This is a genomic window from Flavimarina sp. Hel_I_48 (genome assembly GCF_000733945.1).
Lineage (GTDB): Bacteria > Bacteroidota > Bacteroidia > Flavobacteriales > Flavobacteriaceae > Leeuwenhoekiella.
The window spans coordinates 2,249,493-2,272,898 of record NZ_JPOL01000002.1 but is presented as its reverse complement, the minus strand read 5'-3'; the positions used below and the strand labels follow the sequence as shown (position 1 = coordinate 2,272,898).

General features: G+C 40.6%; 16 protein-coding genes. 1 reads left to right on the top strand and 15 read right to left on the bottom strand.

Annotated elements, in window-relative coordinates; all coding sequences use genetic code 11:
- Nucleotides 1-10 precede the first annotated feature (10 nt).
- The 12 genes from P162_RS10075 to P162_RS10020 all read right to left on the bottom strand — a co-directional run bounded on the left by P162_RS10075 (nucleotide 11) and on the right by P162_RS10020 (nucleotide 17,851).
- Entirely contained in the window at nucleotides 11-2,302 is a 2,292-nt protein-coding gene (locus tag P162_RS10075) for an NADP-dependent malic enzyme (protein ID WP_031427248.1), read from the bottom strand.
- Between the two features lie 139 nt (nucleotides 2,303-2,441).
- Nucleotides 2,442-3,368 carry a tRNA epoxyqueuosine(34) reductase QueG gene (queG, locus tag P162_RS10070; RefSeq protein WP_031427246.1) on the bottom strand — a complete coding sequence of 309 codons (927 nt, stop codon included), beginning with the start codon at nucleotides 3,366-3,368 and terminating at the stop codon, nucleotides 2,442-2,444.
- A 2-nt stretch (nucleotides 3,369-3,370) separates the two neighbouring features.
- On the bottom strand, nucleotides 3,371-4,705 hold the full coding sequence (locus tag P162_RS10065) for a cytochrome P450 (RefSeq protein WP_031427245.1): 1,335 nt from the start codon (nucleotides 4,703-4,705) through the stop codon (nucleotides 3,371-3,373).
- Nucleotides 4,706-4,717: 12 nt separating this feature from the next.
- Nucleotides 4,718-5,740 (bottom strand): Holliday junction branch migration DNA helicase RuvB, encoded by a 1,023-nt coding sequence (ruvB, locus tag P162_RS10060; RefSeq protein WP_031427244.1) that lies wholly within the window; start codon nucleotides 5,738-5,740, stop codon nucleotides 4,718-4,720.
- Nucleotides 5,741-5,893: 153 nt separating this feature from the next.
- Entirely contained in the window at nucleotides 5,894-7,717 is a 1,824-nt protein-coding gene (locus P162_RS10055; protein WP_031427242.1) for a cbb3-type cytochrome c oxidase subunit I, read from the bottom strand.
- A 28-nt stretch (nucleotides 7,718-7,745) separates the two neighbouring features.
- Nucleotides 7,746-8,822 (bottom strand): cytochrome c oxidase subunit II, encoded by a 1,077-nt coding sequence (locus P162_RS10050; protein WP_031427241.1) that lies wholly within the window; start codon nucleotides 8,820-8,822, stop codon nucleotides 7,746-7,748.
- A gap of 27 nt (nucleotides 8,823-8,849) precedes the next feature.
- Nucleotides 8,850-10,241, bottom strand: coding sequence for a hypothetical protein (locus tag P162_RS10045; protein WP_031427239.1), 1,392 nt, complete (start codon nucleotides 10,239-10,241; stop codon nucleotides 8,850-8,852).
- Nucleotides 10,242-10,264: 23 nt separating this feature from the next.
- On the bottom strand, nucleotides 10,265-10,939 hold the full coding sequence (locus P162_RS10040; protein WP_031427237.1) for a c-type cytochrome: 675 nt from the start codon (nucleotides 10,937-10,939) through the stop codon (nucleotides 10,265-10,267).
- Nucleotides 10,940-10,942: 3 nt separating this feature from the next.
- On the bottom strand, nucleotides 10,943-11,479 hold the full coding sequence (locus P162_RS10035) for a DUF3341 domain-containing protein (protein WP_031427236.1): 537 nt from the start codon (nucleotides 11,477-11,479) through the stop codon (nucleotides 10,943-10,945).
- 4 nt (nucleotides 11,480-11,483) lie between these two features.
- The gene (gene nrfD / locus P162_RS10030; RefSeq protein WP_081868409.1) at nucleotides 11,484-13,307 is read right to left on the bottom strand and encodes an NrfD/PsrC family molybdoenzyme membrane anchor subunit; all 1,824 of its coding nucleotides are present in this window, start codon (nucleotides 13,305-13,307) and stop codon (nucleotides 11,484-11,486) included.
- Nucleotides 13,308-13,337: 30 nt separating this feature from the next.
- Nucleotides 13,338-16,433, bottom strand: a complete 3,096-nt coding sequence (locus P162_RS10025) for a TAT-variant-translocated molybdopterin oxidoreductase (RefSeq protein WP_031427233.1) — start codon at nucleotides 16,431-16,433, stop codon at nucleotides 13,338-13,340.
- Nucleotides 16,434-16,492: 59 nt separating this feature from the next.
- Entirely contained in the window at nucleotides 16,493-17,851 is a 1,359-nt protein-coding gene (locus P162_RS10020; RefSeq protein ID WP_031427232.1) for a c-type cytochrome, read from the bottom strand.
- A 229-nt stretch (nucleotides 17,852-18,080) separates the two neighbouring features.
- On the opposite strand from P162_RS10020, the gene P162_RS10015 reads away from it, so the two are divergent.
- Complete coding sequence (locus tag P162_RS10015; protein WP_031427230.1) at nucleotides 18,081-18,470, top strand: SPOR domain-containing protein; 390 nt, start codon at nucleotides 18,081-18,083, stop codon at nucleotides 18,468-18,470.
- A gap of 182 nt (nucleotides 18,471-18,652) precedes the next feature.
- Here P162_RS10015 and infB read toward each other — a convergent pair whose 3' ends face one another.
- The 3 genes from infB to rimP are packed head-to-tail and all read right to left on the bottom strand — an operon-like array spanning nucleotide 18,653 to nucleotide 23,293.
- The gene (gene infB / locus P162_RS10010; protein ID WP_031427229.1) at nucleotides 18,653-21,532 is read right to left on the bottom strand and encodes a translation initiation factor IF-2; all 2,880 of its coding nucleotides are present in this window, start codon (nucleotides 21,530-21,532) and stop codon (nucleotides 18,653-18,655) included.
- Nucleotides 21,533-21,586: 54 nt separating this feature from the next.
- Complete coding sequence (gene nusA / locus P162_RS10005; RefSeq protein ID WP_031427228.1) at nucleotides 21,587-22,816, bottom strand: transcription termination factor NusA; 1,230 nt, start codon at nucleotides 22,814-22,816, stop codon at nucleotides 21,587-21,589.
- Between the two features lie 12 nt (nucleotides 22,817-22,828).
- Nucleotides 22,829-23,293: a ribosome assembly cofactor RimP gene (rimP, locus tag P162_RS10000; protein ID WP_031427226.1), complete on the bottom strand. Its 465-nt coding sequence runs from the start codon at nucleotides 23,291-23,293 to the stop codon at nucleotides 22,829-22,831.
- Between the last annotated feature and the right edge of the window lie 113 nt (nucleotides 23,294-23,406).

Below are 23,406 nucleotides of genomic sequence, written 5' to 3'. Positions count from 1 at the left end.
TTTTAAAAATCTAAATTTCTTCGACTTCTTGCTTTTTTTCCTTCTGCTGGGCATCAATTACGGTAATCGCTGCCATATTTACGATCTCATCAACACTCGCTCCCAATTGCAAAACGTGTACGGGCTTACGCATACCCATCATTATGGGACCAATATTATCCGCTTTATTCAGCTCCTTGAGCATTTTGTAGGTAATATTAGCGGAATCTATATTAGAAAAAACGAGTGTATTTACCTTTTTGCCCGCTATTTTTGAAAATGGAAATTTGCTTTTCATGAGTTCCATATTCAGCGCAAAATCAGCTTGTACCTCCCCATCAACAAGCAAATCTGGATAATTACGGTGTAAATAGGAAACGGCCTCCCTTATTTTGGCAACCTTCTCATTTGCCGAAGATCCAAAGTTAGAATAGGAAGTCATGGCCATTACCGGCTCAAGCCCAAACATACGCACCGTATGTGCGGTCATCTGGCCTATTTTAGCCAATTCTTTAGCAGAAGGCTCAATATTGATAGAGGTATCTGCAAGAAACAGTGGGCCGCGGGACGTGATCATCAAGTTTGCGGTTGCAGCTTTTTGAACGCCGGGGGCAGCACCTATAACTTCAAGTACAGGTCTTACGGCTGAAGGGTAGCTGCTGCTGTACCCTGTAATCATACCATCTACATCCCCTTCACTTACCATCATGGAAGCAAAATAGTTACGTTGCCTCATCAACTTCTGGGCGTCAAAAAGGGTTATTCCTTTCCGCTTGCGTGACTTCCAGTAGGTGTTTGCGTATTTGTTTACAGTATCTTTTTCTTCGGTAGATTTTGGATCAATGATTTCTACGTTTGCAGTAAAATCTATTTCCTGCATAAGTTCCAGAATGGTTTCCCTGTTACCTAAAAGTACTGGGTGCGCAATACCATCATCATGAACGATCTGGGCTGCCTTGAGCACATCCAGCTGGTCAGATTCAGCAAACACGATACGTTTAGGATTTGTACGTGCACGGTTGAGGAGTAGGCGCACGATTTTATTATCAGAGCCCATACGGTCAAGCAGCTCGTCCTCGTATTTTTGCCAGTCAGTTATAGGTTCACGGGCAACACCGCTTTCCATGGCTGCTTTTGCAACTGCTGGAGGAACGGCAGTTATAAGACGCGGATCAAAGGGCTTAGGTATGATATACTCTTTGCTGAAGTTAAGACGGGTCTCCCCATAGGCGATATTCACCTGTTCAGGTACAGACTCCTTCGCAAGATCAGCAAGTGCTTTGACCGCTGCCATTTTCATTTCTTCATTGATTTTCGTGGCTCGAACATCTAACGCTCCGCGGAAAATAAAAGGGAAACCCAATACATTGTTTACCTGATTAGGATGATCTGAACGGCCTGTGGCCATAATAATATCATCCCGGGTTGCAATGGCAAGATCATAGGCGATCTCAGGATCAGGGTTAGCCATCGCAAAAACAATGGGGTCTTGTGCCATGGATCTAAGCATATCCTGATCAACTATATTTGCTATGGAAAGGCCTACAAACACGTCTGCGTCTTTCATAGCATCAACCAGCGTATCAATTTTTCTATGGGTGGAAAATTCGGTTTTTTCGCCAGCCAGGTTTTCGCGATCGTTTCGAATGACACCTTTGCTATCAAGCATGACAATATTCTCACGTTTTGCACCAAAGGCCTGGTATAAACGTGTACATGAGATCGCAGCGGCTCCAGCACCACTAATTACAATACGTACTTCTTCTAACTTTTTACCATTAATTTCCAAAGCATTAAGAAGTGCAGCCGCAGAAATTATGGCCGTACCGTGCTGATCATCATGCATCACGGGAATATCAAGTTCTTCCTTTAAACGTCTTTCAATCTCAAAGGCTTCCGGAGCTTTAATATCTTCAAGGTTGATGCCGCCAAATGTTGGCGCAATATTCTTAACGGTCTCTATAAAAGCATCAACGTCCTTAGTACCTACTTCAATATCAAAAACGTCAATACCTGCAAAAATCTTAAAAAGAAGTCCCTTGCCTTCCATTACTGGTTTTGATGCTTCCGGACCTATATCACCCAGACCAAGTACCGCGGTTCCATTTGAAATTACGGCAACAAGGTTACCCTTTGCGGTATATTTATATACGTTCTCGGTTTCTTTTGCAATCTCCAGGCAAGGTTCTGCCACGCCAGGCGAATAGGCCAGGGATAAGTCCCGCTGCGAGGAATATTTTTTAGTGGGGACAACCTCGATTTTACCAGGTTGTGGTTTTGCATGATATATCAAGGCTTCTCGCCGTTTGCTTTCTTTACTCATAATGGAAGGTATTGTTAGGCCTATGCTAAACAAAAATAACTGTTCTTATTGACGCTTCATGGGTTTTCTGGCTCTCATTTCAAATATTTGAAGTATTTGCTTCGGAAAGATCCAAGAGATTGAAATTGTTCTTAAACTTCTATTTCTGAAGAAAGTCGATATTTCGGGTCAAGCCACTGAATTTTGTACGTTTTACGGCTGATTTTTTGAATATCTGAGAGAAAACTTCCTGGGTAATTTCCTGCCAGTCTTCTTTAGTCATATCCAGCAACTGAGGCTGTGGATTAAAAAGGGGTTCGTTATGTGCTTTGGAAAAACGGTTCCACGGGCAAACGTCCTGGCAAATATCGCAGCCAAACATCCAGTCTGCCATAGTACCACTAGCCTCTTCAGGAATTTCATCTTTGAGTTCTATAGTGTAGTAACTTATGCATTTGCTGCCATCTACCACGTAAGGTTCTAAAATAGCTTGTGTGGGACATGCGTCAAGACAAGCAGTGCAGGAACCGCAGTGATCTGTAACCGCATGATCATATTCAAGATCCAGATCCAGGATCAGTTCTGCAATGAAATAAAAGGAACCGGTTTGTTTTGTCAATAAATTACTGCTTTTACCTACCCAACCCAGACCGCTTTTTGCGGCCCAAGCCCTGTCCAGAACGGGAGCCGAATCTACAAAGGCGCGGCCATCCACTTCGCCTATCTCAGCATTGATCATAAATAGGAGTTCCTTTAATTTATCCTTGATCACAAAATGGTAATCTGTACCGTACGCGTATTTGGAAAGTTTATAACTGTCTTCTGTTTGTTTCTTTTCTGGATAATAGTTGAGCAACATGGAAATCACACTTTTTGCACCGGGAACGAGTTTTGTAGGATCAAGGCGCTTATCAAAATGGTTTTCCATGTAATGCATTTTACCATTGTGGTTTTTGTTGAGCCAGGATTCCAGCCGCGGGGCTTCTTCCTCAAGAAATTCGGCTTTGGAAATACCACAGGACATAAATCCAAGCCGCTTTGCTTCGGCTTTGATAAAAGCAGTATGGTTTGCTTTATTAGAAGTCATTGCTATCTCTTTTCAAACTCCAGAAACGCGTTTTTTGGTTTCAGTGTGATCAGGGGCAATATTTCAATAGGAGTTTTCTTTTTAAAGATCTTAAAGGTAGCGATCAATTCTGCAACTGCCAAAATCATCTCATACATAGCAAAATTATTACCGATGCACATTCTTGGACCAGCTCCAAAAGGATAATAAAACGAAGAATATTTTAAGGAATTCCCATCATCAAAACGCGAGGGATCAAATGTATCTGGAGCTTCCCAATGCGCAGTATGCCGGTGAATTTCCTGTATGGAAAACAGCAAACGGGATTGCGCCGGAATGCGCATGCCGTTATAAATATCTTCTTCCCTGTTCATGCGGTCAATAAAGTAGGCGGGCGGGTAGAGCCTCAATGATTCTTCAACCACTTGCTTTGTGTAGATTAAACCTTTTAAAAAGGACAATAAATCGGTTGTTTTTGACCTTATTTGACATATTTCTTCATAAACCTGCTCCTGGATATCCTGATGTTGTGCCAGTAATTGTGCAGTAAAAGTGAGTGCATTTGAAGTGGTCTCATGTCCCGCGGTAAATAGGATTAAAATCTCATCAATGAGCTGTCTTTCACTCATGGCGCTACCATCTTCATAACGTGCCTCGAGCAACATGTCAAGCAAATCATCCTCCCGTTGTTTGCTTTTACGCCTTTCCTGTACAAGTTTTATCAAAATGTCCCGGGCTTCATCCGTTAAATCAGTATGTTCTTTAATTTGTCCACTTAATTTGAACCACCATCCCTTAAAAGGCTGACGTAATTCCCGTACCAGCATTTTCTGGGTAGTTTCCGTTATATGCTGCAACCTGTTGATCTCTTCAACTCCCACGGCACTACTGAACAATGACTTTACAACAGTTTGAAAAGCCAGATCATTAAAAACAGGAAAAATATCGATCTTTTCACCAGTTTTTATACGGTTTAGTTCGGTATTTATGGCTTCTTGAATACGCCCAAGCAACGTATAAAGTTGTTTCTTATGAAATGCCGGCTGAATCATTTTACGTTGTCTACGCCAATGTTCGCCCTCAGCCGTTAGGAGTCCTTCACCCACATATTTTGCAACATCTTTAGTCTGTATGGGGGATTTGGAATAGTTTTTCTGATTTTTTTGCAGGGCATGCTGAACAAAGCCCGCATCCCTGGAAAATACAACGGACTGACCAAAGCCTAGATTGAGCTGAAAGGTATCCCCATGGCGCTTAAAATTTTCGGCGTGAAATGGCAGCGGCTTATTTAAGATCTCGTTGGCGTGACGCACAAAGCGAAAGGTGGAAACCTGAGGTATTTCAGTAAATTTGGCCATAAAGCAAAACTTTTAAAATAAGCCCCCCTGGATATTATTTTTAACGCGTCCTAAATGTTTGTAGGCCGCTTCCGTTACTTCCCGACCCCGTGGGGTACGCATGATAAACCCTTGCTGAATTAGGAAAGGTTCGTATACTTCTTCAATGGTCTCCGGACTTTCAGAAACAGCGGTAGCAATGGTGGTAATTCCTACCGGACCGCCCTTGAATTTGTCTATGATGGTACGCAGGATTTTATTATCCATCTCATCGAGGCCATGCGCGTCAACATTTAATGCCTTCAGACTGTATTTAGCGATTTCAAGATCTATGGATCCATTGCCTTTGATCTGGGCAAAATCACGAACACGACGTAAAAGGGCATTTGCAATACGTGGTGTACCCCGGCTACGACCGGCAATTTCAATAGCGGCATCAAGCGCTATGGGAACATTTAAAATCTCTGAACTGCGTTCTACGATCGTGGTCAACAATTCTGTACTGTAATACTCCAGCCGCGAAGCAATACCAAAACGCGCACGCATAGGCGCAGTTAATAAACCGGAACGGGTAGTCGCGCCAATTAAGGTAAATGGATTAAGATTAATCTGTACGGTGCGGGCATTTGGCCCACTTTCTATCATGATATCGATCTTGTAATCTTCCATAGCTGAATATAAATACTCTTCAACTATAGGGCTGAGACGATGAATTTCATCTATAAAAAGGACATCCCGCTCTTCAAGATTTGTAAGCAAACCTGCCAGATCACCAGGTTTATCAAGTACGGGACCAGAGGTTATTTTGATACTGACCCCAAGCTCATTTGCAAGTATATTGGCGAGTGTAGTTTTACCCAGTCCCGGAGGTCCATGAAAAAGGGTATGATCAAGCGCCTCGCCCCTGCGGTTTGCAGCCTCCACAAATACCTTAAGATTTTCAAGCACCTGATCCTGCCCGGCAAAATCGTCAAAGTTTACAGGACGTAGGGCACGTTCTATATCATGCTCCGTATTTGAAAGGTTCTCACCAGTGGGATCAAGATGTTCATTCATACATCAAATATAAGAAAACGAATCAAGCTCTTGTTTGTTATTATTTACTATAGAAATGGAAAAGAATAAATAGAAGAATATTTAAAACCTTTCAAATCAAAAGACCCGTTCCTACATGGAACGGGTCTTAAATTTTATAGAAATCAAAGATATTTAGTGATTCATCTCTTCCTCATTTTCCTGAAGTGGAATATTCTGTGGAGTATAATCCTGACCAGCGATTACGTAGTCATCCTCGTCTTCGTTAAGCTTACTATAGTCGTAGGCCCATCTGTATACATGAGGAATCGCACCTTCCCAGTTACCATGAATATGCTTATGCTCTGTAGTCCATTCCAATGTATTAGACCTCCATGGATTCTTAGCTCCTATTTTTCCGTAGAACATAGAATGGAAGAAATTGTAAAGGAAGACCAATTGTACAGCGCCAGTAACAAGTGCCGCAATGGTGATCATAACATTTACATCTGCAAGATCATCAAAATATGGAAAAGCCGTGTTAGAATAATATCGTCTTGGAAGTCCTGCCATCCCGATAAAGTGCATGGGAAAAAAGATAGCGTAAGAACCTATAGCAGTCACCCAAAAGTGGAGATAGCCTAAATTCTTGTTCATCATCTTGCCTTCAAACATTTTAGGGAACCAGTGATACACTCCAGCGAAAAGTCCATAAAGTGCAGATATACCCATTACCAGGTGAAAGTGAGCTACCACAAAATAAGTATCATGTACGTTTATATCAAGTGTGCTATCCCCAAGAATAATACCCGTAAGACCACCAGTAATGAACGTAGAAACAAGACCTATGGAAAACAGCATGCCTGGGTTCATCTGAAGATTACCCTTCCATAAAGTGGTTATATAGTTGAACGCTTTAACTCCCGAAGGAATTGCAATTAATAAAGTTGTAAAAGTAAATACAGATCCTAAAAATGGATTCATACCAGAGACAAACATGTGGTGTCCCCATACAATCGTAGATAAAAATGCGATTGCTAGAATAGAGGCAACCATGGCCCTATAACCGAAAATAGGTTTACGGGAATTTGTTGCAATAATTTCCGAAGTAATACCAAGCGCTGGCAACAGTACGATATAAACTTCTGGGTGACCCAGGAACCAAAAAAGGTGTTCAAATAAAACCGGAGATCCACCACTGTTATGCAACACCTCACCACCTATATAAATATCAGATAAGTAAAAAGAGGTTCCAAAACTACGGTCCATTATAAGAAGTAAAACCGCAGATACCAAAACCGGGAACGATACGACACCAATAATAGCAGTAACAAAGAACGCCCAAATCGTAAGAGGTAGTCTAGTCATAGACATACCTTTAGTTCTTAAGTTTATGACGGTCACTATATAATTTAAAGAACCTAATAATGAAGATGCAATAAATACAGCCATAGATACCAACCATAAAGTCATCCCCAGACCAGCTGCCGGGATTGATTCTGGTAAGGCACTTAAAGGTGGATATATTGTCCAGCCTGCAGCTGCAGGTCCAGATTCAACGAATAAAGAACTCAGCATTATGATGGATGATAAGAAAAACAACCAATAAGATACCATATTCAAAAACCCTGAAGCCATGTCCCGGGCACCTATTTGAAGTGGAATCAATAGGTTACTAAACGTACCACTCAAACCAGCTGTAAGTACGAAGAATACCATAATGGTACCGTGAATAGTAACCAAAGAAAGATAAATACTTGGATCCATGACACCGTCAGGCGCCCATTTACCAAGTAATACTTCGAAAATGGCAAACTTTTCACCTGGCCACGCTAATTGCATCCTAAAAAGAAGGGACATTGCGATACCAATGAATCCCATGAAAATACCAGTTATTAGGTATTGTCTTGAGATCATTTTATGATCTGTACTAAAAATATATTTAGTTATGAAAGTCTGTTTATGATGATGCGCATGATCATCATGACCGTGGTCTAATGCTGGTGCGTGTGCTGACATATAGTTCTATTCTTTAAAAACAATTTTTTTACTGTTGTGCGATCGTTTGCTTAAAAGTCTTTTGAGTAGCTATCCACTCCTCATATTCCTCCTGCGTTTCCACTACGATCTTCATTTGCATGTTGTAATGACTCTGACCACAAATTTTATTACATAACAAATAGTAATCAAAATTTTCATAATCATCAAGTTGTGCCTGACCAGAAGCTACAAGCTCCTTACTCTTTTCAGTCCTGATTTTTTGGATCCTTCTCATTTTATCCTTAATATAATCAGTTTCACGGATCTCTTTTGTGGTAACAGTAGGAGTGAATGAGAATTGAGTAATCATCCCAGGAACCACGTTCATTTGAGCCCTAAAATGAGGCATATATGCGGAGTGCAATACATCCTGAGAACGCAGTTTAAAAACGACCTGTTTCCCTACAGGTAAATGTAACTCCTGAGTGATAACGTCATCCATTCCATCATCATCACTGGCATCAACACCTACAGTATTAACACCTTCGATAAAGCGAACATTAGCATTACCTAATATTCTATCTTCTCCGGCATATCTGGCCTTCCAGTTGAAACGTTGCGCATAAAGCTCTACAACAAGTGCATCTTCGTCTTTCTCAAAGTTCATAATATCAGACCAGGTAAACAATCCATATATAATCAATCCAGAAAGAACTATTACCGGGATAATGGTCCAGATAAACTCTAATTTATCATTGTCAGCATAAAATAATGCTCTTCTTCCTTTTTTCCCATGATATTTATAGGAAAACCAGTGAATTAAAACCTGTGTAACCAATTGCACAAACATTATTACCGCAAGGGTTATAAAAAATAAGCTATCATAAAGTCCGCCATGATCTGATGAAGCCTCTGGAAGATAAAATCTGGAGTAATACCAAAAACAATACCCCATCAAAAAGTACATAAAAATGAGGAACATAAGCATCAATTTTGCATTGATACGGTTATCCTTATCATTAGCAACTTCGTGCTGAAAACTACTATCCTTATTGACAGGCTTAGAAAGCTTGTAAATCTTGCTCATTTGCCAAATGGCAATAGCAAAAAGAATAATTACTATAAGTACTAAAAAAACGGTCATTTGAGTCTCTTTTCTTTGTCGTTGCTATTAATAATGGTAATGCTCGCTCTCCACAATATATGGATTTCTTCTGGGTCGCAGGGATACTTTTCCAAGACCGGTCCCCACAATAAAAATGAAAAGACCTAAAAAGAAAAGTACTGCTGCAATTTCCGTAATTCCAAAAGACCAGTATGGCCCAACAGTAGAGGGCATAACAAGTAAAAATATATCTATATAATGTCCTACTAGAATGATCACTCCCGCCATAACAACAAACCATGGTACGCGCTTATAATCGCTGTTCATAAGCATTAAAATAGGGAACACAAAGTTAAGCACTAGCATCCCAAAAAACAGCAAGTTGTACTCCTGAATTCTTAAAATAAAATAGGTGACCTCTTCTGGAATATTTGCATACCAGATCAACATGAATTGACCGAACCATAAGTAGGTCCAGAATATACTGAAACCGAACATAAACTTGGCCAGGTCATGCAAGTGACTGTCATTTACAAAATCCAAGTGACCAAGACCTTTTAAAAATATGGTTACTAAAGCTATAACAGTAACTGCCGAAACCAAGATACTTGCAAGAATATACCAGGCAAATAAGGTGCTGAACCAGTGCGGAGTCATAGACATGAACCAGTCCCACGCCATCATCGATTCCGTTGCCAGGAAAAAGGCCAGGAATAATACAGAATATTTAAAATTCTTCTTGTAAGGCTCAATGTCATTGGCAGTATCCTGTAATAAAGAATTTCTTCTTGAAAAATAGCGGAAAAGGTTCCACCCGATCAAATAAACAACTGCCCTTATAATGAAGAATGGAAAGTTAAGATAACCAGACTTTCCTTGTAGGATACTATCTTCGGCCACCAGTTCATGGTCCTGCCAAGGGTAAAAATGTGTTCCTGCAAAGAGAACGATGAGCACTACAATTATAGATCCAGGCAACAAATAGGAAGTAATACCTTCCATAACACGATATAGCACTGGTGACCACCCTGATTGTGATGCATATTGAATAGCATAGAATACCAGCGTACCCAAAGCAATCATCATAAAGAAAAATGCAGCGACAAATAAAGCAGACCAAGGTTTAGTTTGCATCTGGTGCAAGACGTGACCCATATGTTCTTCATCACTATGATGTTCTGCTGTGCCAGAATCCTTGGATTTAGACATTGCTGCTTCAGAATATCCTTCTTCCCCTCGAGCCATATCAACGAAACTGGCTTCTTCCTCATGGTGTGCATCCGAAGCATGTTCATTCGTTGCTTCTCCATGAGATTCACCTTCATGGGAAGTAGTCATCGCGGCTTTGGCTTCCTCTATAGTGGAAGGAACCGAAATAAAACCGAATACCAAACCTACCAGGCCGAGCACCATAATAATTATGGAAAAGATTCTTAATTTACTAGATAAAGTGTACATAAGTATAGTTCTCCTGAGGTGTATTATTGATTTTTTACAGTTGCTTCAGCATCGTCGGCATTGCTTCCAGCGTTAGCATTACTAGCTGTCATTTGAACTTCATTGTCTGAAGAACCTGAATTTTCAAAAGGACGTTCGGGATTACCGTTCAGCTTATCCTTTAAAATCATAACGTAATGATTGATTTGCCAAAGTTCATTCTCTGTTGTCTGTGATGCATAAGAACCCATGTTGTTTATGCCATAATACATCACATGGTAAACACTACCTTCTGTAATAGCCCGTCCTTCATCATTATAAGCAGGTATACCTAAAATTTTCTCGCGTTGTGCAAGAATACCTTTACCATTGCCCTGGTCGCCATGACATACGGCACAATACGTTGTGTAAAGGGCTTTCCCTTCATTTACGTTATCCTCAGTAAAAGGGATAGGGTTCTTCAAGTTGGTCTTCGCCGCCTCATACCCTTCCCTATCGTTGTCATACTCGTAGGGCATCCATCCTCGGGAGACAGAACCTTCGGCAGGTATCATCGCTTCCATTCCACTAGGAAATACCTCATAATTCCCATATGCCTCGTAGCTAACTTCTTGATACATGTTTGGCATATACTGATAGTTAGGTTCCCCAGTATTCTGGCAGGAGGTTAGAAAACCTACCATAGCGGTCACTAGCATTATTTGGATTGATTTCTTCATTTATTAAGCTTCTTCATTATGAACTAAACTGATTTCTGCTGCACCGGTATCCCTAAGAAACTTAGACACCTTCTCAAGATCATTGTCTCCAATATGCATTTCAACTAGAAAATGGTCATCTGTAGTTCGCAAATCTGGATTTTCGGGTTTTTTGAAAGGCCATATCTTACTGCGCATATAAAAAGTAATTACCATTAAATGCGCCGCGAAAAATACGGTAAGTTCAAACATAATCGGTACGAATGCCGGCATATTCTGGTGAAAACTAAAACTTGGCTTACCACCTATATTTCGTGGCCAGTCTTCGATCATTATATAATTCATCATTAAAACCGCCACACTCAAGCCCACAAGGCCATACATAAAGGAAGTGATAGCGAGACGTGTAGGTGCTAGACCCATAGCCTTATCAAGACCATGCACAGGAAAAGGTGTATACACTTCTTCGATCGTATAATGATTTGCACGAATTTCTTTGACAGCATTCATTAGAATGTCGTCATCGTTATAAAGTACATGGATAACATTTGGCGATGCCATATTCTTATTTTTTAAGTTTTGTTGCTTGATCTGCCCAATCATCACGTTCCGCCCGTGCGGCGAAAGAAGGTATGATATCATCCAGAAGATCGTAATCCTTTTTTGTCATTTTGCTAACCTGATCGTAGGTGTAGATACCTACCTGATGCAGGTTCTGCTCCATTACAGGACCTACTTTGCTGATTTTCTGAAGATCATCAGCAGTTTGATTGGCTGGATTGAATCTTCCTACTCGAACGAGCATTTGGTCAATTTGATCCTTTTTAACTTCGCTATCTATAAGCGCATCAGCATTAACTGTAGGTTCATGTTCCAGATTATTATCATCAAAACCACTACGGCCTTCACTTACAGAAGAGTTGGCTACAGGCGTTCTTGCCATTACATTAAAATCCTTGTAACTACTGGAAGTTCTCTTATCACTTCCATTCATAACCTTACCAGCTTCACGTAGTGCTTTGTATTTAGCACCAGATGATTTTAGGATAGTTTTCACCTCTGCTTGTGCAATTACCGGGAAAGTTCTTGCGTATAGCAAAAATAATACAAAGAAAAAGCCTATCGTTCCGATAAAGATACCAATGTCAACAAATGTAGGGGTAAACATTGCCCAGGAAGAAGTCAGACGGTCTTTACTTAAACAGATAACAATGATATCGAATCGCTCAAACCACATACCGATGTTCACGACCAATGCAACAAAAAACGTCCATTTTATATTCCTTCTCAGTTTCTTAACCCATAAGGAAAGGGGAACGATCAGGTTACATATTATAAGTGCCCAGAATGCCCACCAGTAAGGACCGGTAGCTGCACCAAAAGACAAATACGTATAATTTTCATAAGGGACACCTGAGTACCATCCTATAAAGTATTCCGTCAGGTATGCCACTGTAACAATACCTCCCGTAAGAAGTATTACTTTATTCATAAACTCAATATGCGTAACCGTAATATAATCTTCGAGGTTGGATACTTTTCTCATAACCAAAAGAAGAGTCTGCACCATGGCGAAACCAGAAAATATCGCCCCTGCAACAAAATAGGGAGGGAATATAGTACTATGCCATCCAGGTACTACGGAAGTAGCAAAGTCAAAAGATACGATCGTGTGCACAGAAAGTACAAGTGGAGTAGCAAGACCTGCCAAAACCAGTGATACTTCCTCAAAACGTTGCCAGTCTTTAACGCGACCGCTCCACCCAAAACTTAGTATTGTATAAATTTTCTTCTGGAAGGGACTGTTAGTCCTATCCCGAATCATAGCAAAGTCAGGAAGCAGACCGGTCCACCAAAATACAAGGGATACTGAAAGATACGTTGATATCGCGAAAACGTCCCAAAGTAATGGGGAGTTAAAATTGACCCATAGAGAACCAAATTGGTTAGGGATAGGCAACACCCAATATGCTAACCAGGGGCGACCCATGTGAATAATAGGAAAAAGACCTGCCTGCACTACCGCAAAGATGGTCATTGCCTCCGCACTACGGTTAATTGCCATACGCCATTTCTGACGGAAGAGCAGCAAAACCGCAGAAATCAAAGTACCCGCGTGGCCAATACCTACCCACCATACAAAGTTGGTAATATCCCAAGCCCAGCCAATTGTTTTGTTTAGACCCCATACGCCTATACCTGTTGAAACGGTATAAACGATACAGCCCAATCCCCATAAAAACGCAACAAGTGCGATAGAAAATACTATCCACCATGATTTGTTGGCCTTCCCCAAGACGGGAGCTCCCACATCAACACTAATGTCATGGTAGGATTTATCTCCTAGAACTAAAGGCTCTCTTATAGGTGCTTCGTAATGTGACGACATATTAATTTATTGATATTTATTGTACTAGATTTAAGCTTCTGCTGTGTTTTTTACCTTAACATGATAAAAAACATTCGGTTTAACACCAATATCTTCTAGCAGATAATATTTACGGTCATCGTCCTTCAATTTAGATATCTCTGAATCAGGAATATTTACATCTCCAAACTTGATAGCCCCTTTGTTACACGCATTACTACATGCAGTAGAAAATTCACCATCTTCTATTGGCCTGCCTTCACGCTTAGCATCTAAAATGGTTTTCTGCGTCATTTGGATACAAAAAGAACATTTCTCCATAACACCACGAGAACGCACCGTTACATCAGGATTGAGAACCATACGGCCTAAATCATTACTCATATTGTATGGGAACTCATCATTCTCACTATACAGGAACCAGTTAAAACGACGTACCTTATAAGGACAATTGTTTGCACAGTACCTGGTACCTACGCAACGATTATAAGTCATTTGATTTTGACCTTGTCTACCGTGGCCTATTGCCGCCACTGGACAAACAGTTTCACATGGTGCGTGATTACAATGCTGACACATTACTGGTTGAAAAGCAACTTCAGGATTATCGTAAGACTCCTCTTCAACAATTGAATAAGAGTCCATTAGAGGTAATTCCTCAAGATTTTTAGTTTCTTCCTCAAAAGTATCTGCAGAAGAATAATATCTATCAATACGCAACCAGTGCATATCCCTGAAATTCCTCACTTCATCTTTACCTACTACCGGGACATTGTTTTCGGAATGACATGCTATTACACAAGCTCCACAACCCGTACAGGCATTCAGGTCAATTGATAGATTGAAGAAAGGCCCTAGGGAAGTATCAAAAGATTCCCAGATGTCAGCTTTAGGATTGCGCACATCTATTTCAGAATGATTATAATCAACCTCTCCTACATGATTCCAGGCACCTTTATCTTTAGTATTAAATATCTCTAAAGTAGTTTCCTTTATAATGTCATCTGCACGCCCAGCCATTGTATTTTGCAACTGAACACATGCGAATTCATGCCAGCCATTTTCTGCATTTTCTATAGTTACCGACTGAACAGTATTGAAATTTTTATAAAGAGGGTAAGCATTTACCCCTACTTGCATTTCTTCTTGTACGGCCTCCTTTTTACCATAACCTAAGGCCAAACCTACAGATCCTTTAGCTTGACCCGGTTGTATAAAGACAGGCACATTTTTAAGCGTTGCCCCATCAACGGTGATGTTTACGTAATTACCGTTGAGCGCACCGTTTGAAACATGTTCATTTTCAACACCTAGGGCTTCTGCATCAGCCTTGGACATTGTTAAGTAGTTGTCCCAGGAAGTCCTGGTAATAGGATCTGGCATCTCTTGAAGCCATGGGTTATTTGCCTGGCGACCGTCACCTATGCTTGTGCTTGAATATAAAGTAAGCTCAAAACCATTATTTGACGCAGCTTGCTCCTGAGCAGAAAGAGCAGCAACAGCACTTGCTACTGTAATCCCTGCGGAAGAACTCATGCTTTCATTTTGCACGTTTTCTGAAGTAGGTGATGAAGAAGCATCCATTTCAACAATACCATCCTGAAGGGCTTGATTGAAACTTTTACTGCTTCCACCCCAGTTAGACTTCAAGTAGTCATAATAACTCGTATTGGCACCAGTCCATATAAGCAAGTTATCCTGAAATTGGCGCGTATTGAATAAAGGACGTATTGTAGGTTGCATCAAGCAAACTGATCCTCGTTTAATTTCAACATCACCCCAGGCTTCCAAATAATGAGGTATGGGAGCCAAATATTCGCAAAGAATAGCAGTTTCATCTTCTTTCATTGTAAAAGAAACAGTAAGATCTACATTCTTGATGCCTTTTTTAAATTCCTGAACATTGGGCAAACTATATGCGGGATTCACATCTACCGCAAGTAGCGCCCCAACGTTGCCAGCATTCATATCCTCAACTAGCTTGAGAACTTTTTGAGCACTACCCTGGCGTATTAATTTGGGCTTTGTTGTATTTATTATCGTACTTCCAAGTCTTTCGTTTATAGAAAGCGCAAGCATCTGAGCATTTGCATCCTGAACTCCGGTAACAAACACACCCTTGCTGCCAGCCTTACGAAGTTGAGCCGCTGCATTACGCACCGCTTCATCCATTTTACCGGAAAGACCAGTTGAATTACCGCCCATTATCAGCGCATGCATTGCAGAAACGGCTTGCTTCTGCTGCATCGGGGTCATCATTATACGTTTATCAGCATTAGCACCTGTAAGTGTCATATTTGCTTCAAATTGTACATGACGCGACATTTTACCATTTTTAGGAATACGACCTTGCGCATAGCTGGAATCGTAACCGCCACCTTGCCAATCTCCTAGAAAATCAGCTCCTACCGAAACAATCATTTCGGCATCAGACATATCATAATCTGGTAAGGCCCTGGAGCCATACTTACTTTCAAAAGCATCTAATGCGGCACTTTCACTTATTGTATCGTAAATGACATGGTTCACATTAGGATAAGCACTAGAAAAAGAAGCAATTAGTTTTTCTGTAGAAGGACTTGCAAAGGTAGGCGTCAATAGCGCTATTTGTTTTCCATTCAAAGAATTCAACCTGCTTAAAAGATCTTTATCCAATTGCTCCCAGGATGCAGCCTCACCCTTGATTTTAGGCTCCTGTAATCTTTTAGAATCGTATAAAGACAAAACCGAAGCATGTACACGGGCGTTGGTATTGCCTATGTTATTGCCCATGTCATTATTCTCAATTTTGATAGGCCGGCCTTCGCGGGTTTTAACTAAAATACTCGCAAAATCAAAACCATTAGCCATTGTAGTAGCATAATAGTCAGCCTTACCTACCGTGATTCGCTCTGGCGCTACCACATAAGGTATTGATTTATTCACGGGACCCTCACAAGCAGCCAGTGTTGCGGCCGCAGTAGAAAAACCTACATACTTTAAGAAATCTCGGCGTGAGGTTGCAGAACCTTCAAGGGACTCCTTGTTACCAAGGAATTCATCTGTAGGTATCTCCTCAACAAACTCATTCTGCTTGAGTGTCTCAACAATAGAGCTATTTTCTTTAAGCTCCTCAACACTTCTCCAGTATTTCTTGTTTGATGACATAAATTATCTGTTATTATATTTGAAAGGATTAGCAGCAGCTAAAGCCTAGTCTTTTTTTATTAGTAGTGGCACTTACCACATTCGAGTCCACCTAACTGCGCAACGGTCAATTTCTCAAGACCGTATTTCTTGGACAGCGCTTCGTGTATCTTATCGTAATATGCATTCCCAGTCATAGTAACCTGTGTCTCACGGTGACAATTAATACACCACCCCATTGTCAGCGGAGCAAATTGATACATAACCTCAATTTCTTCTACAGGACCATGACATTTTTGACATTGTATACCAGCAACAGTCACGTGTTGTGAGTGATTAAAGTATGCAAAGTCAGGTAAATTGTGAATGCGAACCCATTCCACTGGTTGGGTTACACCAGTATAAGATTGCGTAGCAGGATCCCAACCTGCAGCCTTGTAAAGCTTCTGAATTTCTTTATCGTAAAATTCCTTTGAATAGTCTTCAGTAACAGAAGTATATTCAGAAGTAGCATCCGCCACCTCGGCTATACTTTTATGACAGTTCATACAAACATTTAAAGAAGGTATACCGGAATGTTTGGAAGTACGTGCGGAAGAGTGGCAATACTTACATTCTATCTCATTCAACCCCGCATGGATTCTGTGTGAATAATGTATAGGCTGTATAGGCTCATACCCCTGATCAACACCTACCTGCATCATCCACCCATAGGCAAAATACGCACCTCCCAAAAGAAGAAATATTGTGGATACAAGTACTAAAAATTGATTATCGACAAAAGCCTTCCAGATAGGTTTGCGCTTTTCTTTCACAGGTAATTCAACACCTTGTAAGGTAGCAAAACGAGTTAGTGTATTGTTCACCAAAAATAATATGGCGACAAGCATTAGCAAAACAACAGCAAGAACACCTAAAATGATATTATTTGAGATACCCGAACCACCACCAGATCCATTAGCAGCTACTGCAGTAGCTGCACCAGCAGTTGGCTCCGGTTTTGCAGTATCAGTATACGCTAGAATATTATCAATATCCGCATTGGTCAATTGCGGAAACGCATTCATGTTCGCTTGATTGAATTCATTATAAATTTCAAGGGCCTCTGAATCACCTGCATCAATAAGTTCTTTATTGTTTTTGATCCACTTATAAAGCCACTGCTTATCATGACGGCTAGTTACATCATAAAGTGCCGGCCCCACTGCACGGCTATAAAGCTTATGACATGCCGCACAATTTGCATTGAAAAGCTCTTTACCGGCACCGGCATCAGCACTTGAAACAGCTGCAGATTGCGGCTCTCCAGAAGGCGTATCAGCCCCGTCTGCCGCAGCGGCAGCATCCTGACCGAATGCTACAGATGATAATGAAATCAAAAATGCTAGCAGAAGCAATGCGGTTCTTGAAATTGAATTGAGGTTTTTAACCTGTCTCATAGTAAGATAGAATTGTCTTCGTTGTTTGCTAAATTTTTCAGTACAGATTTCAAGCTCAAACATGAAAAAGATACCGCGAAATTTGAACGCAAAAGTAAGACTTCAAAGTGGATTTTTGAAGCGTTTTAAAGTGTTAGCAATCCGTTAAAACATAATTTATACCTGTTCTAAATAATAAAAACATAGGGTTTAAAGTTATTAAATATACATTTGCATTAAACAATTTTCTATGAAATTTAAATCTTTTAGCACGTTGATCCTGGGTTCATTTTTCGCCCTTAATTCATATAACGTCTTGGCACAAAACGCGGAAGTTACTATTGTTCAGGATTCTAAAATCCCTAAACTTCTTGCCTTAAAATCTCAAATGATTAAGAATAATGAACTCAACGACCGTTTTAAAATCCAGATAATGGGGTTTGGCGATCTCAAAGATGCCAACGATATAATAGATACTTACAAAAAAACATTTGATCAATGGCCTGCTAATGTGGCCTATCAATCCCCTAATTATAAAGTCTGGGTGGGCCATTTTGCAAACAGGCTTGAGGCAGATCGTGCTTTACTGGAAGTCAAAAAAGAGTTCCCCAATGCCTTTGTATTTCAGCCTAATAACTAAATGCCTATTATGAAATAATCAGATAAAGTTTTGAATTGGTATTTCAAATAACTTTAATTTAAATAAAAAAAGAGCTGTACCAGCTCTTTTTTTGTGTCCAAATGACGTATTCAGTGTAATGTTTTATAATAAAAAACCCTGACTTAAATAGTCAGGGTTTTTTTATTCTATGAATTCAAGTCCTATTTCAGCTTTTTCTTAACAGCTACTTCCTGGTAAGCTTCTATGATATCACCTTCATGGATATCATTGTAGTTTTTGACCTGTATACCACAGTCATAACCTTTGCTAACCTCCTTAACATCGTCTTTGAAACGTTTAAGGGATGCAAGCTCCCCGGTATAGATAACTACTCCATCTCGTATGAGACGTATTCCAGAATTACGGAAGATCTTACCAGTTGTAACCATACAACCTGCAATGGTACCTACTTTAGAAATTTTGAATGTCTCACGTATCTCTGCGTTACCCGTTATCTCCTCTTTGATCTCTGGAGAAAGCATTCCCTCCATAGCATCTTTCAAGTCATTGATAGCATCATAGATGATAGAGTACATACGGATGTCGATTTCCTCCTTGTCTGCAATCTGACGGGCATTACCAGCAGGCCTCACGTTGAAACCTATTATTATGGCGTCTGAAGCAGATGCCAGGAGTACATCACTTTCTGTAATGGCACCCACACCTTTATGTATGATATTAACCGCAATTTCTTCAGTTGTAAGTTTTAGGAAACTATCTGTCAATGCTTCTACAGAACCATCCACGTCACCCTTCAGTATGATATTTAACTCTTTAAAGTCACCAAGTGCTATACGACGCCCTATCTCATCAAGTGTAATATGACGCTGTGTTCTTACAGATTGTTCACGCTGCAATTGTGTACGTTTTGAAGCAATATCCTTAGCCTCACGCTCATCTGCCATTACCCTGAACTTATCACCAGCCTGTGGCGCACCGTCAAGACCTAAAATGGATACAGGCGTAGAAGGTCCGGCTTCCTTGATCTCTTTCCCGCGTTCATCCTGCATGGCCTTAACTTTACCACTATTAGTGCCCGCAAGGACATAATCCCCAATACGCAGCGTGCCTCCGGAAACCAGAACCGTTGAAACATATCCTCTACCTTTATCTAAGAAAGCTTCTACCACAGTACCGTTAGCAGCTTTGTTAGGATTCGCTTTCAGCTCTAAAATTTCGGCTTCAAGGAGTACTTTTTCAAGCAACTCTGGTATACCTATACCTGTTTTTGCAGAAATATCATGGGATTGAATTTTACCACCCCAATCTTCTACCAGCAGGTTCATATTTGCCAACTGTTCTTTTATCTTTTCTGGATTGGAATCTGGCTTGTCCACCTTGTTTATTGCAAATATAATGGGAACTCCTGCAGCCTGGGCGTGAGATATGGCTTCTTTAGTCTGCGGCATCACATCATCATCTGCTGCAACCACAATAATCGCGATATCGGTAACCTGGGCACCACGTGCACGCATTGCCGTAAAGGCCTCGTGACCTGGAGTATCCAGGAATGCCATACTTTGACCATTCTTAAGTGTTACTGCGTAGGCACCAATGTGCTGCGTAATACCACCACTCTCACCGGCAATTACGTTTTCTTCCCTTATATAATCCAGTAGCGAGGTTTTACCATGGTCAACATGTCCCATAACGGTCACGATAGGAGCCCTAGACCTTAAATCTTCTTCTCTATCTTCCTCTACTTCAATATTTTCTTCAAGATCTGCAGTTACAAAATCAACTTCAAATCCAAACTCATCTGCAACGATACTTAACGTTTCAGCATCCAGACGCTGGTTCATGGTTACCATCATACCTAGCGACATACACGCAGATATAATTTTAGTTACCGAAACATCCATCATGGTAGCTACTTCGCTTACCGTAACAAATTCCGTTACTTTTAAGATTTTGTTTTCTTCTTCTTGCTGCGCAGCATCGTCCTCCGTTTTCTGACGGTGTTGATCACGCTTGTCCCTACGGTATTTAGCACCTTTACCTTTACTTGATTTCCCCTGTAACTTCTCAAGGGTTTCACGCACTTGTTTTTGTACTTCTTCTTCCGTAGGCTCAGCTTTGGAAACCTGACTTGTACTACCTCTGCGGTTACCACCCCGAGCACCCGTACCACGAGGTCTATTTCCTGTGGGGGCGTTCTTGGTTATACGCTTTCTTCTTCGTTTTTTATCATTCGAAGCAGCAGTAGCCTTTTTCTTCTTTTCAGGTTTTTTAAATTTGGAAAGATCAATTTTTTCACCGGTGAAGTTTAATCCCTCCAGTTTCTTATAATCGGTCTTTACAACATCATCGCCTAACTTGGATTCGGCAGATGCTTCTTTTTCTGTAGAAGCCTGTACTTCTTCTTTAGGTTTTTGATCACCCTCAACTTTTACAGCCTCTTTATTGTCCGCTTCAGCTTTTGGCGCTTCGACTTTAGGGGATTCTACTTTAGAATCTTCTTTTTGGTCTTTAGCCTCCTCTTTTGGCTGAACTTTATCCTCCTGTTTAGGCGCTACAGCTGCCGGCTCTTCAGTTTTCTTATCTGCAGTGCCCTCTTTATTTTCTTTAGCTTCTGGAACTTGCTCTTCTTTTGGATTTTCTATTTCCTTCGGCTGTTCTTTCTCAACTTCCTTGTCCTCACCTTTGACAAACTTCTTAGGTTTCTTGTCCAGGTCAATTTTACCCACCTGTTTGAAACCTTCAATTTTGCCTTTAGCTTTGATAACATCAGACTCCTTCTCTCTCCTCCTGTCTGACTCTTCCTGCTTTTTCCGCTTTTCTTCTATTTCCTCTTCACGGGCAGCACGCAATGCCTCTTTCTCCTTCTCTTTCTCAATAGCGACTTCTTTGGACTCTATTTTCTTATGGGCATCTGTCTGAAATTCATCGGAAAGGACCCCATAAATGTCGGCAGATATTTTGGTGTTTGGGCGCGCTTCGATCTCGTGACCTTTCTCTTTAAGAAAATCAACGGCACGATCAAGTGAGATGTTAAGTTCGCGTAACACTTTATTTAACCTCATATTTTTTACTTCTGCCATAAACTGCTTTAATTCTTTGTAAAATTAACCTAAAATACTAGTAATATCCTAGTTTTATTCAAACTCTTCCCGAAGGATGCGCATTACATCTGCAATGGTCTCTTCTTCCAGGTCAGTTCTCCTCACTAATTCCTCTACATCCTGCTCTAAAATACTTCTTGCGGTATCCAGACCTATCTTAGCAAATTCTGCTATAACCCAATCCTCAATTTCATCTGAAAATTCTTTGAGTTCCACGTCTTCTTCAACGCCTTCTCTAAATACATCAATCTCATAGCCTGTGAGCTGACCAGCTAATCGTATGTTGTGACCGCCCCGGCCAATAGCCTTTGAAACCTCCTCTGGCTTAAGCATAACCTCTGCAGTCATCTTCTCATCATCCATTTTTATGGAAGTGATTTTTGCCGGGCTAAGGGCTCTGGTGATATAAAGTTGTAAATTGTTTGTGAAGTTGATCACATCAATATTTTCGTTGCCCAACTCACGAACAATGCCATGAATACGCGAACCTTTCATACCCACACAGGCCCCAACGGGATCTATACGGTCATCATAAGAATCAACTGCAACTTTTGCTTTTTCACCAGGGATACGTACAACTTTCTTAACAGTGATCAAACCATCAAAAACCTCTGGGATCTCCGCTTCAAATAGCTTTTCTAAAAACAAAGGAGACGTGCGCGACATGATAATGACGGGCTTGTTCCCTTTAAGTTCAACACTTTCTATGAGCCCACGTACACTTTCCCCTTTACGGAAAAAGTCTGAAGGGATCTGCTTATCCTTAGGCATGATGATTTCATTGCCCTCATCATCAAGCAATATAATCGCCCTGTGGCGAATGTGGTGCACTTCTGCATTGTAAAGTTCACCCTCAAGCTCTTTAAAGTTCTTATAGATATTCGTGTTGTCGTGCTCGTGTATCTTTCCTATCAAATTTTGTCTCAGCGCCAATATGGAACGACGCCCCAGATCAATCAATTTCACTTCTTGCGAAACATCCTCCCCCACTTCAAAGTCAGGCTCTATTTTTCTGGCGTCTGAAATGCTTATTTCAGAGTTGTTATCTTCAACCTCACCATCTGCAACAACAATACGATTACGCCAGATCTCAAGGTCACCCTTATCTGGATTTATAATGATATCAAAGTTATCATCACTCCCAAAACGTTTTTTCAACGTACTCCTAAAGACTTCTTCAAGTATCGCCATTAGCGTTACCCTATCGATAAGTTTATCGTCCTTAAACTCTGAAAATGACTCTATTAATGCAATATTCTCCATATGGAAAGTTCCTTAAAATTTAATCTTCACTTTAGCTTCGGCGATATCATCATAGTTGAGGACTACCTCCCTGTTTACGGTCACCTTGCCTTTACCTACAGCCTTCGGCTCGCGCGATTTCCAGCCTATTTTTACAGAATCATTATTGACATCCAGCAATTCGCCTTCCATCTTGGTGTCATCTTTTAGCTTGATCGCTAAAAGCCTGCCTATATTTTTACCGTACTGCCTGTTGTTTACAAACGTTTCTGTAGCACCTGCAGACATAACTTCGAGTGAAAAATCTTCTTCTTCACGATCCAGATTATGCTCTACCTTCCTACTGAAAGCAATACAATCATCAATGGTCACACCATTGTCGCCATCAAGCACTATGGTGATCGCGTTATTGCCCTTAATGGACAGGTCTATTAAAAACAGGGATGTATTTTCTTCTAATGCCTGTGTAACCAGAGCATTTACTTTTTCCTTAAACAAAGCACATTTACTATAAAAAGAGGGGACTTTTTTGTCCCCTCAAGTAGATTATCTAATTTCAACGCTGCAAATATAATAATAATTATCGATATATAAAATTGACTGTCAAGGCA

Coding starts and splice junctions, on each gene's coding strand:
- queG (WP_031427246.1), bottom strand. CDS start 3,368: ATGACTTCTAATAAAGCAAACCATACTGCTTTTATCAAAGCCGAAGCA.
- P162_RS10040 (WP_031427237.1), bottom strand. CDS start 10,939: ATGAAGAAATCAATCCAAATAATGCTAGTGACCGCTATGGTAGGTTTT.
- P162_RS10050 (WP_031427241.1), bottom strand. CDS start 8,822: ATGACCGTTTTTTTAGTACTTATAGTAATTATTCTTTTTGCTATTGCC.
- P162_RS10020 (WP_031427232.1), bottom strand. CDS start 17,851: ATGAGACAGGTTAAAAACCTCAATTCAATTTCAAGAACCGCATTGCTT.
- P162_RS10065 (WP_031427245.1), bottom strand. CDS start 4,705: ATGGCCAAATTTACTGAAATACCTCAGGTTTCCACCTTTCGCTTTGTG.
- P162_RS10045 (WP_031427239.1), bottom strand. CDS start 10,241: ATGTACACTTTATCTAGTAAATTAAGAATCTTTTCCATAATTATTATG.
- ruvB (WP_031427244.1), bottom strand. CDS start 5,740: ATGAATGAACATCTTGATCCCACTGGTGAGAACCTTTCAAATACGGAG.
- nrfD (WP_081868409.1), bottom strand. CDS start 13,307: ATGTCGTCACATTACGAAGCACCTATAAGAGAGCCTTTAGTTCTAGGA.
- infB (WP_031427229.1), bottom strand. CDS start 21,532: ATGGCAGAAGTAAAAAATATGAGGTTAAATAAAGTGTTACGCGAACTT.
- nusA (WP_031427228.1), bottom strand. CDS start 22,816: ATGGAGAATATTGCATTAATAGAGTCATTTTCAGAGTTTAAGGACGAT.
- P162_RS10015 (WP_031427230.1), top strand. CDS start 18,081: ATGAAATTTAAATCTTTTAGCACGTTGATCCTGGGTTCATTTTTCGCC.
- P162_RS10075 (WP_031427248.1), bottom strand. CDS start 2,302: ATGAGTAAAGAAAGCAAACGGCGAGAAGCCTTGATATATCATGCAAAA.
- P162_RS10025 (WP_031427233.1), bottom strand. CDS start 16,433: ATGTCATCAAACAAGAAATACTGGAGAAGTGTTGAGGAGCTTAAAGAA.
- P162_RS10035 (WP_031427236.1), bottom strand. CDS start 11,479: ATGGCATCGCCAAATGTTATCCATGTACTTTATAACGATGACGACATT.
- P162_RS10055 (WP_031427242.1), bottom strand. CDS start 7,717: ATGTCAGCACACGCACCAGCATTAGACCACGGTCATGATGATCATGCG.